Consider the following 13,399-nt stretch of genomic DNA (forward strand, 5'->3'; position numbering starts at 1 on the left):
TCGTCGACCGCGAGCGTGGCAAGCACCTGGCCAAACGCGCCCTCGAACGCCATCGCAGCGACTTCCAGCTCGCCGAAGGCAAGAGCGACCAGCCATTGCTGGTCAGCGGCCATTTCCTCGCGCTGAAAGAACACCCGAAGGCCAAGTGGAACGACCTCTGGCTGCTCACCGAAGTCCACCACGAAGGCAAACAGCCGCAAGTGCTGGAAGAGTCGGTCACCAGTGACACCACGGCGCTGAAAGACGACTTCCATCAGGGCTACCGCAACCGCTTCCAGGCCACCCCGTGGGACGTGCCGAACCGCCCGCCCCTGCGCCACCCGAAACCGCGCATCCTCGGCAGCCAGAGCGCCGTGGTCACCGGCCCGCAAGGCCAGGAAATCCACTGCGACGAATACGGCCGGGTGAAAGTGCAGTTCCACTGGGACCGCGACGGTCTCGCCGACGACAAGACCAGCTGCTGGCTGCGCGTCTCCAGCGCCTGGGCCGGCGCCCAATACGGCGGCATCGCCATCCCGCGCATCGGCATGGAAGTGCTGGTCACCTTCCTCGAAGGTGATCCCGACCAGCCGCTGATCAGCGGCTGCCTGTACCACAAGGAAAACACCGTCCCCTACGCGCTGCCGGCGAACAAGACGCGCACCACCTTCAAGACCCTGAGTTCGATGGGCGGTGGCGGCTTCAACGAACTGCGCATCGAAGACAAGAAAGGCCAGGAACAGATCTTCCTCCACGCCCAGCGCGACTGGGACGAGAACATCGAACACGACCAGAAAATCCGCGTCGGCAACGAACGCCACGACGTCGTGGAAAAAAACAGCTACACGGAATTCAAGGCCGAAGAACACCACACTGTCTACGAAGACCGCAAAGTCGAAGCCCGCGCCAACGACCACCTCACCGTAGGCGTGAACCAGCACATCAAGATCGGCACCGGGCAATTCATCGATGCGGGGCAGGAAATTCACCTGAGCAGCGGGATGAAGGTGGTGCTGGAAGCTGGCGCTGAACTGACGCTGGTCGGCGGTGGTAGCTTCATCAAGATCGATGGCGGCGGCGTGACCATGAGCGGGCCGGCGATCAACATCAACTCCGGCGGTGGGCCGGGGAGCGGGACTGGGGCGGCGCCGTTGATGCCGGGGCCGTTGAAGCAGGCGGATACGGATAAGGCCGGGAAGTTGTTGGTGCCGGCGCAGCGGCAGGCGTTGATGCGAGGTACGCCTCGTTGTGAGATTTGCGAGAGGGCTGCGAAGGAAGCAGCGAAGTGACTAATTCAATGCAAGCCAACTATTTACTGATTGACGGCGTATTACGACCGAATGCGATTGCCAGCCTTTATCAGCTCGGTGAACCTCTTGAGATTGAACCGCTTTACTTAGGCACGCGCTGGACGGAGCTGAATGATCTGGGCCCCATCCTAGTCAAGCCGCATGGTTCATCTTCAATCCTTAGAAACTGGCAACAAAACGAACTGGCACGAGACGACTCGTGCCCCTTGTTCAGTCGTTTTTCACTCAATGACGTGGCAGAACATCTACGCCATTTCATCGCCCCCCTCGACGTGAATGGAGGCAATGGCTTATTGCGTTTTGCCGATCCGCTTGTCATGCACTACTGGCTTTCCAGCTATGGGCAAGAACACCTGAGCCACGTACTGGGCCCCATCGAAACTATTTGGACGAAGTCACCCGTTCATTCCTGGCGAGCTCCCGTGGCCACATCAATTACTCCGTTTCCACGGGTACAATCAAAGGAGTCACGTGAAAAAAATTTCGCCTTGCTAGGTGAACAACAACTCTCCGCCCTTGAACTCGCATATCGTTGGCAGTTCAAAGAAAGGCTGTACGCTTGGCTGAATATCAGAGATGCACAAACTTTTTCCCTCCTCAACGAAGATCAAATCGAGTGGTGGCTGGAACATGTAATGGATAGCGCTAATGCCTGGGGCCTCGTCAGCGAACGAGGAATGGTAACGTGGGCGGAAGCTTGCGTTGACTGGGGACGGGACTTCACCTCCAACCCCGACAGCCCCTATCAGGAGTGGCTGATCCAGAATCCGGAAAAAGCTCGTTTGGCTCCCGAATTACGAATTGAAGCACTGGATGATTACCGCCAGCAAACACTGGCAGCAAAGGACACTGCAAATGGCTGACAAGAGCGGAACACTTCAACAACAGCGCAACGCCTCTTTTCCCGCAACACCGGCTAACGCTACGGGTGTCTGCCCCCTTAACGGCCCGGATGTCGCAATAATCCCGATGCGATACGCACTAGATCGTTCTCGATACGATGAGCATCCGAAAAAACTCAAACCCCTGCTCAAAACTGGCACGTGGTCGAGTCTTCCCGTTTTGAAGACACGAAGTTACACATTGCGCCAACTCCGCAATGGATATGTGTATGTATTTGATGAAACAGAAAAAACGCTTCATGAATATAAATACCAGGCCGACACCGCAATGCTCACGCGTATCAAATGGGAAGCAGACATTTTAGGTAAGGACGAGCGCAGTAGTTCCGGCGCTAGCAAGACTCATTTGCTCTACCCTAGAAAAAATACGATCCGCATCGCCTACTCCACTTTGCAATGGAGTTGGCGCATATGTGAATTCATTAGGTCCAATGGCGGTAGCCGTAAGGACTGGATGCAGAAACTCGATCTCAAAGAATACTGCCTGACAATGAAAAGTGCGCATACTCTGCCGCTTACTCAAATAGTCGATGCTGTCGCAGATATTGATAAAGGTACAGTAACGAGAGACAAACGTTTTTCCGACTCGGCATATCCACCCGACGGTAGTTCTGCCGACAAGGGAAATCTTGTCCCGCTGGCATCCGATGTAGTCTGGACCGGAAGTGTGTCTGATCCAGCGAGTGCCATGGTCATTGCTCTAGATGACCCACTGGCAATGCTGGAAGACTTGAATTGGCAACTAATTGGTGATCAAGCAGCCTATATTGAATGGCAAGATGAGCATCAGCACAAAGTCGGCATTGCAGAAATTGTGGACAACCTTTGCGGTGCAAATGGCGATAAGTCACTGCTACCGACCTCCATCGCGGGAAACGATGAAAAAAAGAGGCAATATACCTCTGATATCGAAGATTACTTCTCGCAACTAAAACTCGAAGACCAACTCTACAATGGTAACGATACCATTCTGATTCCTCCAAACTTACCTTCATTGGAGATGGCAGCCGACCTCAAAAAAAAGTATGGCAGCATTCCTTCTCAAGCGCTGAAGGAGTCATGGGAAGCTCGTACGAAATGGCGAAACCAAGTTGATTTAACAAGTGCCCGAAACTACATATCGAAAAACAAAAAAAACGGCACACGCCTCATAAGCAAAGTCAACGACACACAAAAAGACCTGATCAACCTCGCTCAATACATCGGGGCCGAACCACTACGTCTGTTCATCGACACAACCCGACCTGAACCGCACCTATATCTGGCGACTATAATATCCGAAGTCCTTAAAACTCTCGGACAAGACCAAGCCATATGTGAGTGGCTCACCAAACAGGATATCAAGGCCAGCACACTACTTGGGCTCGCCCGATTTGGCTTTTCACTGGAAATACAATCCGCCCTGACTAATGAGGCGAATAAACTTGTTCAAGGGACAGGCGATATAACTGCCATCATCAGCAGAATAGGAGAGCTAAATAGTTTTATCACGCATGATGCAATAGCTGACAAAGCCTGGATGAAGGGGCTGACCGATCCGGCAAAACTAACACTGAAAACCATTACAATATTGGCGAAAGAGCGCGGCAAGGCAGTCTTCGAGCAAACATTATTAGCGCTCCTTCCTGTCGATAGCAGACTGGCACGAAGCAAGCAACAAAACCTGCCAGCCTTGCTCAGAAACATCCTGGTTGGCCACATCCTGGCAAATCACAAAGATCGTCTGGAGTTTGACAAATCCGGAAATGATCGCCTGAGCAAATGGAAAAATCGCTTCATTCTTGCACAGGTCAGCCTTGATAACCATCTCAAACAATGGCACATCCCCCGGGCAGCGCACGACCGTGTGTCTCTCGGAAGAAATATCCTAAAACTTCAAAACGACGTACAGCTTTCAACCCACGAACTTCCCGCCCTGCTTGATTATCAAAACAACAAATACGCACAAATTCTCGGTGACGAAATACGCAACACCTTAAAAAGAGGTGGACTTGCTGCAAACCAATGGCAGCAACGAGCGAAAGCTTGGAGTGCAAAATACGGCATCGATGCAGCAGCCATTACCTGGGGAGTTGCGATTGCCAACCTTTTCAACACCGCCGTAACTTACAACACCGTCTCCAAAGATGGTGAGATAAGTGAAAAAGATCGCGCAAAAATATTCTCAAGTTTTAGCTACACAGCCAATGCACTTATGGCAATCTTCATAGAAACAAAATGGTCATCAATGAAAGGGCTAAATATTACCGTCGGAACAAAAACTATAAACATTGCAGATCGCTCAGCTAAATATTGGGAGCTGACAAAATCTGCAAAAAACTGGGGAAAAATAATACGCGGCTTTAGCTGGCGTCTAGTCGGACTTGGCGGAACCTCCCTACTGGCAACCGGATTTGAGTACTGGGATATTCAAGACGATCTAAAGACAACATCAAACAAGGATGAAAGAGCTGCTCTTATTGCCAAGCAAGGCGCAGTAATCACGATGTCGCTTATTGGCGCCGTACAATTGCTTGCAGGCGTTACAGGTCTACTAGGAGGATCTAATCTGGTAGCTTTTGCAATGAATCCCTGGTTCGCCGTCGCTGCATTGATTGCCGGAATAGTTTACTTGATTGCAACCGCAGCTCTTAACTACTTCAAGCGTGATGCGATTGGACAATGGCTTCATAAATGCACTTGGAGCAGAACAGCCAGCGAGAGAATAAACGATCAAAACGAAGAAAACCGATCGTTGCTAGAAATACAAATGAGCCCAACCATTTTTGTAAAACCAACATTCATCTCCCAGATTCAGTACGGACCTCAAATGATTCCGCACGAGTCAAAAAAACAAGATGGCGCTTGGATTCAAATGCATTTTCCAGCAGAGTTAAGGGGCAACGTGGTCAGAACAAATCTGGCGGCTAGCCATAGGCCTTTTTATATTGGCCCAGTGACGAAACTTGACGACCAATTGCAGGCGCCATTCCTCAATAATGGGCAATCTGTTGAAGCCACTACTTTTAGAAGCCCGCCTATAACTCGCCCCCTGGCAAATGCTTCCCTTGGTGCCATTCCACCTCGCCCCAGAGAAGGCACATCACTTGTTTGGCAGACTTGGGTGCCACTTACGACAGATGCTCAGAACGTTGAAATTCAGATCTGGTACCCTATTGAAATTCTTGCCTCTGGAGAGGGCGATAGAGGCTATCGCTATCAACTGGAACTTGATAAAGAAGGCGTCGAAGATCAGAAAGACTCCCGTATTAGCTCATTGGACAATAGCACACTGGTTGTACAACAACTGGGCGGCCGCAACGATGCCGCAGTGCTCCCGTTACTTAATTAAAGAAAAACACAAACAATGGAATTAAAAAACGACACGACATCTTCAGAAAAACCATTAAAAAATCAGGAAAAAATCCTGATGAAATGGACGATAAAAGCCAAGCCCCGGGATACAACCCACATGGACATCGGCATGGCAATCATTATAGCCATCGGTATAGCGGCGATAATAAATGGTATCCACGAGTCTTACATCCTCAACTTATCAGAAGAAAATGGCTCAATTTTCTTGAATCTTCGCGCTGGTATAATCTGGACTTTGGTAGCCACCTACCTTTGGACTCTCGTCGTTCATCAAAAAAAGACATATACCTATACTATTACCGAAACAGTGGGAACCGAGGAATCTTCAGTAAATTTCCCAAAGCCTTTTCATATCGCATTCAAGGCCATATCGGCACTATTTTTCATAATCATTATCGCAACCATTATCTATAGCCCTTCATCGGCTTTAATACTCGCAGGCCCTGCAGGGATGGCCTTGATAGCAGCAAAATTCTTTCTTACTTGGAATAACACTCCAAAAATAGAAAAGTCTTCCGAATGGAAAGAATATAAGTTCGTCACCATCGACAAAAAGAGACGTTTAATCGTAGCTCAACACACTGACATCATGATCGGCTTTGAGGCCAGGCTTCCCGAAAGCTTATTTGCAGAATATTTGTCAACACTTAAAGAACTACTTCCGAAAGATGCAGTTTTTACGGAAAAAGATTGGATGTGGTGAATTACCAAATCAAAACATGGAAACCTGCGAAGAGAATGCTCAAAAAGAGCAATGAAGGGAAGGAATCAACCCCAGATATCAGAAACCAACGCCCACGCGCTGGAGAAATTCGTGTCAGCGGATTAAATGAGACCCTATTTCTTTCGCCACTACCTGTTTACACCGGCCAGACACAGTCATCTCGTCGCAACTTTTCGGAGATCACCGAGACCTATCTGGAGTTGGGCGGCAACAATTGGGGCATGGTCGAGCAAGGAAAAATATTAGCCGCAGGAATCTGGATGCTCCTGACCCTGGCATTTATTGTCCCGAGTTTAGTTGTTTTGTACGGTGCGCTTGCCTCCCCGGAGAACTTTCCCACACCCTTGAAAGATTTAGTAATGGGCATTCAGACGTTTTCAGGGATTGCACTGTTAGGGCTTCTACCTCTCGGCGCCTATGTCTACGGGATGTTTTCCAGCGTCTTCACCGCCGCAAAAACCTACCCCGTCCGCTTCAACCGCCAGCGCCGCGAAGTCTGTTACGTCGACAGCAAAACCCATCGCGTGCTGATCGTGCCTTGGGAAAGCGTGGTTGCCTGGGTTGCAAACTCCCAGGGCGTCACCAGTTACGGCGCCACTCGCCAATACACCTTAGGCATGGGGCTGGAAGATGAAGAGCAGGACAAAGTGCAGTTTCTGCTGCTACCACAACCCAGCGATGCTCACTCCTTGGGCATGTGGGCATCCATTCGCAACTTCATGGAAGACGGTCAACTGGTCGATGTGCCGAACCCGATGCTCAAGGCACTCGGCCTGATCCCGACCGGGGATCGGCTCAAGCCCTATGAAGGACTGCACACCTTTGAAATCGAACGCGAAGATGCCCGTGCGATGGGGTCGCTGGACGAAGAAGGTGGCGAGGACCTGACTCCAGAACAACGGAGGGAATATGGATTCGCGGAGAAATCTCGGTGGCCATTGCGCCGCTGGTACATCGGGCGTGTGCTGACCTTCTGGAAAATGCCCTACATTCTCGCCGAATGGGCTCATCGCAAGGGCCGTCCCGTTCTGCCGGAACAGGTTCAAGCCTGGTCGCAGCCACTGCCGCCGGAGCATTGGGCGAAACCCAGTGCGGCACTGATGAAAGCCAATCAATTGGTCAAAAGTGCCATGGACAAGAAAGGCGCGACCTTTGTCGAGGCTTGCAAGGCCGCAGGTTTGCACTGAAGAAAACCCGGCGAGCGGTGTTAGCCCCTCACCGGGAATTCATAAAGTCTTTCAGTTACACAACCGCCACCCTAACCTGCCTCTCCAACTCCACCTTCAACCCCGGCTCCAGCTTCAACTGCCGCGCCAGTTCATCCAGATAGCTCTTCTCCATGAAGTTCTCCTCATCAACCATCATCACGCTCGCCACGTACATTTCGGCGGCCATCTCCGGTGTGCTTGCTGCGCGGGCGACGTCGGTGGGGTCGAGGGGTTTGTTGAGTTCGGCGTGGAGCCAGTGTTTGAGTTCCTGATCGTTGTCGAGTTTGGTGAATTCGCCTTCGATCAGTTGGCGTTCGCGGTCGTCGATGTGGCCGTCGGCTTTGGCGGCGGCAACCAGGGCTTTGAGGATGGCCTGGCTGTGTTGTTCGATTTGCGCCGGTGGCAGGCGATCGAGAGTTTGCGGTTCGTTTTGTGGGGCGGTGCCTTTCTGGGCGTTCCAGTTGCCGTAGGCTTTGTAGGCGATCACGCCCAGTGCGGCGAGGCCGCCATAGATGGCGACTTTACCGCCAACCTTGCGGGCCTTTTTACTGCCCAGCAGCAGGCCCATGGCGCCGGCCGCCAGGGCACCGCCGCCTGCGCCTGACAGTAAACCGCCGAGTGCGCCATTATTGGAAGACCCGCCCAGCAAGCCGCCCAAGCCGCCGGCAGCCGGTTTGTTCTGCGCCCCGCCCGCCTTGTTCTGCAGCAGTTCCTGGCCGGATTTGAGGAGTTGATCGAGCAATCCACGGGTGTTCATGTTCCGTCTCCAAACAGGGGTTATCCGGATCAATAAGGCCCTCAGCCTAGTTCGAAAGTGCCCGTCACTTGGGTGCAAGTGTGCTTCCAGATGTTGCCTGGCCCAGAGCAGCCCTTCGCGAAAATAGATATACACTCGACGCAATCTATAAAAACCGCCCACCGGGTAAACCTTTCATGATGACCTTGCGTCAGATCCGCCATTTCATCGCCGTGGCCGAGACCGGCTCGATCTCCGCCGCCGCGCAAACCGCGTTCATTTCCCAATCGACCCTGACCCTGGCCATCCAGCAACTGGAGGAAGAAATCGGCGTCAGCCTGTTCAACCGCCACGCCAAGGGCATGACCCTTACCCATCAGGGCCACCAATTCCTGCGTCAGGCGCACCTGATTCTGGCTACCGTGGACAACGCCAAACGCAGCCTGCAACAGAGCACCGATCAGGTTGCCGGGCAGTTGATTGTCGGGGTGACCAGTCTGGTGGCCGGTTATTACCTGGCGGATTTGCTCACCCGTTTCCAACGCGCGTATCCCAACGTCGAGATCCGGGTAATGGAGGACGAGCGACCGTACATCGAGCATCTGCTGGTCAGCGGCGAGATCGATGTCGGCGTGCTGATCCTGTCCAACCTCGAAGACCGCCACGCCTTGCAGACCGAAGTGCTGACCCACTCGCCGCACCGTTTGTGGCTGCCGGCCCAGCATCCGCTGCTGGAGCACGACAGCATCAACCTCGCCGATGCCGCCCGGGAGCCGTTGATTCAACTGAACGTCGACGAGATGGATCGCAATGCCCACCGTCTTTGGCGTGGCGCCGGACTGCAACCGAAGATCACCCTCAGAACCGCGTCCACCGAAGCAGTACGAAGTCTGGTTGCGGCGGGTCTAGGCGTTTCGATCCAGCCCGACATGACCTACCGCCCATGGTCGCTGGAAGGCGACATCATCGAGGCCCGGCAGATTGCCGACCTCAGCCAGACCCTCGACGTCGGTCTGGCCTGGCGTCGCGGTACCGCGCGCCCCGCGCTGGTCGATCCGTTCCTGACCGTGGCCCGCGAGCAGCCTCACGGCGGACGCAAGCCATCTATTTAATCGAATGCCACCTTCAGTATTTAGAATTTGTCGACCCCGGAGCCGCGCACTAGTCTTGCTGCATCTATAAGACGGTCGGCTCCCGAAACAGGGAGCAATATGACCACACAAGAAAAGAGATCCCGGAAAATGGCTGGCGCGCAGACCCACATGCACACCGCGTTGCTGATCGACGGCGAACTGGTCGCCGGGCAAGGATTTGTCGAACCGATCCTCAACCCGGCCACCGGCGAAGTCCTGACCCAGATCGCCGAGGCCAGCACCGAGCAAGTCGAAGCCGCCATCCTCGCCGCCCACCGCGCCTTTGCGGAGTGGTCGCGCACCACCCCGCAACAACGCTCGAATTTCCTGATGGAAATCGCCAACGCTGTCGAAAAACACGCCGACCACCTCGCCCGCCTGGAAGCCCTGAACTGCGGCAAGCCGCTGCATCTGGCGCGGCAGGATGATTTGACCGCGACCGTCGATGTGTTTCGCTTCTTTGCCGGCGCCGTGCGCTGCCAGACCGGCCAGCTCAGCGGCGAATACGTGCCGGGCTACACCAGCATGGTGCGCCGCGATCCGATTGGTGTCGTCGCCTCGATTGCGCCGTGGAACTACCCGATCATGATGGCCGCGTGGAAAATCGCCCCGGCCCTCGCTGCCGGTAATACGCTGGTATTCAAGCCGTCCGAACACACGCCGCTGTCGATTCTGGCATTGGCGCCGGCGCTGGCCGAAATCCTGCCGCGTGGGGTGATCAACATTGTCTGCGGTGGCGGCGAAGGCGTTGGCAGTCACTTGGTCGGGCATCCAAAAGTGCGCATGGTGTCGCTGACCGGCGATATCGTCACCGGCCAGAAAATCCTCCAGGCCGCCGCCAAAACCCTGAAACGCACACACCTCGAACTCGGCGGCAAGGCCCCGGTGATCGTCTGCAACGATGCCGATCTGAAAGCCGTGGTCGAAGGCGTTCGCACTTATGGCTATTACAACGCCGGGCAGGACTGCACCGCCGCGTGCCGGATCTACGCCCAGGCCGGGATTCACGACAAATTGGTCGCCGAACTTGGCGCGGCGGTCAGCAGCCTGCGTTTCGCCGGCAAGCGTGACGCCGACAACGAAATCGGCCCGCTGATCAGCACGCGCCAGCGCGACCGCGTGGCCAGCTTCGTCGAACGCGCCCTCGGTCAGCCGCACATCGAGCGGGTCACAGGCGCTGCGGTGCATTCGGGTGCCGGGTTCTTCTATCAACCGACGCTGCTGGCCGGTTGCAAACAGAGCGATGAAATCGTCCAGCGCGAAGTGTTCGGCCCGGTGGTGACCGTGACCCGCTTCGACGAACTGGCGCAAGCGGTGGACTGGGCCAATGACTCGGAATACGGCCTCGCCTCGTCGGTCTGGACCCAGAATCTGGACAAGGCGATGCAGGTCGCCGCGCGCCTGCAATACGGCTGCACCTGGATCAACAGCCATTTCATGCTGGTCAGCGAAATGCCCCACGGCGGGCTGAAACGCTCCGGTTACGGCAAAGACTTATCCAGCGATTCGCTACAGGACTACAGCGTGGTGCGGCACATCATGGCCCGCCACGGCCAGCATCTCTGACTACGCTAATAACAAGCCGCTGACGGCATGCTCCACCGCGTTCACAACTGCCCCGACCATAATTTAAAGAAGAGGGTTCACCATGTTCGTGCACAAGACCGCACTGCTCAGTGCAATCACTACGGCCCTGCTGGCGAGCGCCAGCCTGCAGGCCGCCGAACCGCTGAAAGCCGTCGGCGCCGGCGAAGGCCAGCTGGATATCGTCGCCTGGCCCGGCTACATCGAACGCGGTGAAAGCGACAAGGCCTACGACTGGGTGACCGGTTTCGAGAAGGAAACCGGCTGTAAGGTCAATGTGAAAACCGCCGCCACCTCCGACGAAATGGTCAGCCTGATGGCCAAGGGCGGTTACGACCTGGTGACCGCGTCGGGCGATGCCTCGCTGCGGTTGATCGTCGGCAAGCGTGTGCAGCCGATCAACACCGCGTTGATCCCGAACTGGAAATCCCTCGACCCGCGCCTGAAAGACGCGCCGTGGTACGTCGTCAATAAACAAACCTACGGCACCCCGTACCAGTGGGGCCCGAACGTGTTGATGTACAACACCAACGTGTTCAAGACGGCGCCGACCAGCTGGAACGTGGTGTTCGACGCGCAGAACCTGCCCGATGGCAAGCCGAACAAGGGTCGCGTTCAAGCCTACGACGGCCCGATCTACATAGCCGACGCAGCGCTCTATCTGAAATCCACCAAGCCTGAGCTGGGGATCAAGGATCCGTACCAGCTCACCGAAGATCAGTACAAGGCTGTGCTGGAACTGTTGCGCGCCCAGCAGAAGCTGATCCACCGCTACTGGCACGACACCACGGTGCAGATGAGCGACTTCAAGAACGAAGGCGTGGTGGCATCCAGCGCCTGGCCGTATCAGGTCAACGGCCTGATCAACGAGAAACAGCCGATCGCGTCGACCGTACCGAAAGAAGGCGCCACCGGCTGGGCCGACACCACCATGCTGCACGCCGAGGCCAAGCACCCGAACTGCGCGTACAAGTGGATGGATTGGTCGCTGCAACCGAAAGTCCAAGGTGATGTCGCGGCGTGGTTTGGCTCGTTGCCGGCGGTTCCGGCGGCTTGCCAGGGCAGTGAATTGCTCGGCGCTGAAGGCTGCAAGACCAACGGGTTCGATCAGTTCGACAAGATCGCTTTCTGGAAAACACCGCAGGCTGAGGGTGGGAAGTTTGTGCCGTATAGCCGGTGGACGCAGGACTACATTGCGATTATGGGCGGTAGGTAATCGATCTTTCCTGTGGGAGCGAGCTTGCTCGCGAAGTGGGCATCACATCCAACATTGCAGGTGACTGACCCACCGTCTTCGCGAGCAAGCTCGCTCCCACACCCGGTCACCGCCAATACCGCGATCTCACCTGGCAACAGATAACCGTTGTTCGTTTTTCAGAAGTCCAGGCAGGGCCGCTGCGACGGCCCTCGCCTTTTTGGAGCACCGCATCATGACGCTTGCAGTCCAGTTCACCAACGTTTCCCGGCAGTTCGGCGAAGTGAAGGCCGTTGACCGGGTTTCCATCGATATCCAGGACGGCGAGTTCTTTTCCATGCTCGGCCCCTCCGGTTCGGGCAAGACCACGTGCCTGCGCCTGATCGCCGGGTTCGAACAACCGAGCGCTGGCTCGATCCGCATTCACGGCGCCGAAGCCGCCGGTCTGCCGCCTTATCAACGCGACGTAAACACCGTGTTTCAGGATTACGCGCTGTTCCCGCACATGAACGTGCTGGACAACGTCGCCTACGGCCTGAAGGTCAAAGGTGTGAACAAGAACGAGCGCCACAAACGCGCCGAAGAGGCGTTGGACATGGTCGCCCTCGGCGGCTATGGCGCGCGCAAACCGGTGCAGTTGTCCGGCGGTCAGCGCCAGCGTGTCGCCCTCGCCCGCGCACTGGTCAATCGCCCACGAGTGCTGTTGCTCGACGAGCCGTTGGGCGCCCTCGACCTGAAGCTGCGCGAACAGATGCAGAGCGAACTGAAGAAACTGCAACGCCAGCTCGGCATCACCTTCATCTTCGTCACCCACGATCAGACCGAAGCGCTGTCGATGTCCGACCGCGTGGCCGTGTTCAACAAGGGTCGCATCGAACAGGTCGACACCCCGCGCAATCTGTACATGAAACCCACCACCACGTTCGTCGCCGAATTCGTCGGCACTTCGAACGTGATTCGCGGTGATCTGGCGCGCCAGCTCAGCGGTCATCCGCAGCCGTTTTCGATCCGCCCGGAACACGTACGTTTCGCCGAAGGCCCGTTGGCCGGCCATGAAATCGAAGTCAGCGGTCTGCTCCATGACATCCAGTACCAGGGCAGCGCCACGCGCTACGAACTGAAACTGGAAAACGGCCAGACCCTGAGCATCAGCCAGGCCAACAATCAGTGGATCGACAGTAGCGCGCAGCACCAGACCGGTCAGCGCATCAGTGCACGCTGGGCGCGGGAAGCGATGATTCCGCTGCACGACACCGTTGCGAGCGGGGTGTGAC

General features: G+C 55.5%; 10 protein-coding genes. 9 read left to right on the forward strand and 1 reads right to left on the reverse strand.

The genetic code is table 11. From position 1 onward, the window contains the following. The 5 genes from tssI to DXT77_RS21085 all read left to right on the forward strand — a co-directional run. The coding region (tssI, locus tag DXT77_RS21065) for a type VI secretion system tip protein TssI/VgrG (RefSeq protein WP_119429002.1) at positions 1-1,268 on the forward strand (1,268 nt) is incomplete at its 5' end. Next, positions 1,265-2,152: a DUF4123 domain-containing protein gene (locus DXT77_RS21070; RefSeq protein ID WP_372238682.1), complete on the forward strand. Its 888-nt coding sequence runs from the start codon at positions 1,265-1,267 to the stop codon at positions 2,150-2,152. The genes tssI and DXT77_RS21070, both read left to right, overlap by 4 nt. Continuing rightward, entirely contained in the window at positions 2,145-5,522 is a 3,378-nt protein-coding gene (locus DXT77_RS21075) for a T6SS effector BTH_I2691 family protein (RefSeq protein ID WP_119429003.1), read from the forward strand. The genes DXT77_RS21070 and DXT77_RS21075 overlap by 8 nt, the downstream gene beginning before the upstream one ends. Positions 5,523-5,537: 15 nt before the next feature. Continuing rightward, entirely contained in the window at positions 5,538-6,248 is a 711-nt protein-coding gene (locus DXT77_RS21080) for a hypothetical protein (protein ID WP_147407018.1), read from the forward strand. Next, positions 6,245-7,456 carry a DUF6708 domain-containing protein gene (locus DXT77_RS21085; RefSeq protein WP_256662996.1) on the forward strand — a complete coding sequence of 404 codons (1,212 nt, stop codon included), beginning with the start codon at positions 6,245-6,247 and terminating at the stop codon, positions 7,454-7,456. Before DXT77_RS21080 ends, DXT77_RS21085 begins: the two co-directional genes overlap by 4 nt. A 55-nt stretch (positions 7,457-7,511) precedes the next feature. Here DXT77_RS21085 and DXT77_RS21090 read toward each other — a convergent pair whose 3' ends face one another. Further along, complete coding sequence (locus DXT77_RS21090; RefSeq protein WP_119429006.1) at positions 7,512-8,234, reverse strand: tellurite resistance TerB family protein; 723 nt, start codon at positions 8,232-8,234, stop codon at positions 7,512-7,514. Positions 8,235-8,410: 176 nt separating this feature from the next. Here DXT77_RS21090 and DXT77_RS21095 point away from each other — a divergent pair, with 176 nt between their 5' ends. The 4 genes from DXT77_RS21095 to DXT77_RS21110 all read left to right on the forward strand — a co-directional run bounded on the left by DXT77_RS21095 (position 8,411) and on the right by DXT77_RS21110 (position 13,398). Then, positions 8,411-9,325: a LysR family transcriptional regulator gene (locus tag DXT77_RS21095; protein ID WP_119429007.1), complete on the forward strand. Its 915-nt coding sequence runs from the start codon at positions 8,411-8,413 to the stop codon at positions 9,323-9,325. 99 nt (positions 9,326-9,424) lie between these two features. Continuing rightward, the gene (locus DXT77_RS21100) at positions 9,425-10,912 is read left to right on the forward strand and encodes a gamma-aminobutyraldehyde dehydrogenase (RefSeq protein WP_119429008.1); all 1,488 of its coding nucleotides are present in this window, start codon (positions 9,425-9,427) and stop codon (positions 10,910-10,912) included. Positions 10,913-10,994: 82 nt separating this feature from the next. After that, positions 10,995-12,146, forward strand: coding sequence for a putative ABC transporter substrate-binding protein YdcS (gene ydcS / locus DXT77_RS21105; RefSeq protein WP_119429009.1), 1,152 nt, complete (start codon positions 10,995-10,997; stop codon positions 12,144-12,146). A 214-nt stretch (positions 12,147-12,360) separates the two neighbouring features. After that, a complete protein-coding gene (locus DXT77_RS21110; protein WP_119429010.1) occupies positions 12,361-13,398 on the forward strand; it encodes an ABC transporter ATP-binding protein in 1,038 nt (345 codons plus the stop codon). The last annotated feature ends 1 nt before the right edge of the window (position 13,399 follow it).

The organism is Pseudomonas sp. 91RF (genome assembly GCF_003576265.1).
Taxonomy (GTDB): domain Bacteria; phylum Pseudomonadota; class Gammaproteobacteria; order Pseudomonadales; family Pseudomonadaceae; genus Aquipseudomonas; species Aquipseudomonas kribbensis.

Excerpts from the sequence above, each read along its gene's own strand:
- DXT77_RS21075 (WP_119429003.1), top strand. The coding sequence starts at position 2,145 with ATGGCTGACAAGAGCGGAACACTTCAACAACAGCGCAACGCCTCTTTT.
- DXT77_RS21080 (WP_147407018.1), top strand. The coding sequence starts at position 5,538 with ATGGAATTAAAAAACGACACGACATCTTCAGAAAAACCATTAAAAAAT.
- DXT77_RS21090 (WP_119429006.1), bottom strand. The coding sequence starts at position 8,234 with ATGAACACCCGTGGATTGCTCGATCAACTCCTCAAATCCGGCCAGGAA.
- DXT77_RS21095 (WP_119429007.1), top strand. The coding sequence starts at position 8,411 with ATGATGACCTTGCGTCAGATCCGCCATTTCATCGCCGTGGCCGAGACC.
- DXT77_RS21100 (WP_119429008.1), top strand. The coding sequence starts at position 9,425 with ATGACCACACAAGAAAAGAGATCCCGGAAAATGGCTGGCGCGCAGACC.
- ydcS (WP_119429009.1), top strand. The coding sequence starts at position 10,995 with ATGTTCGTGCACAAGACCGCACTGCTCAGTGCAATCACTACGGCCCTG.
- DXT77_RS21110 (WP_119429010.1), top strand. The coding sequence starts at position 12,361 with ATGACGCTTGCAGTCCAGTTCACCAACGTTTCCCGGCAGTTCGGCGAA.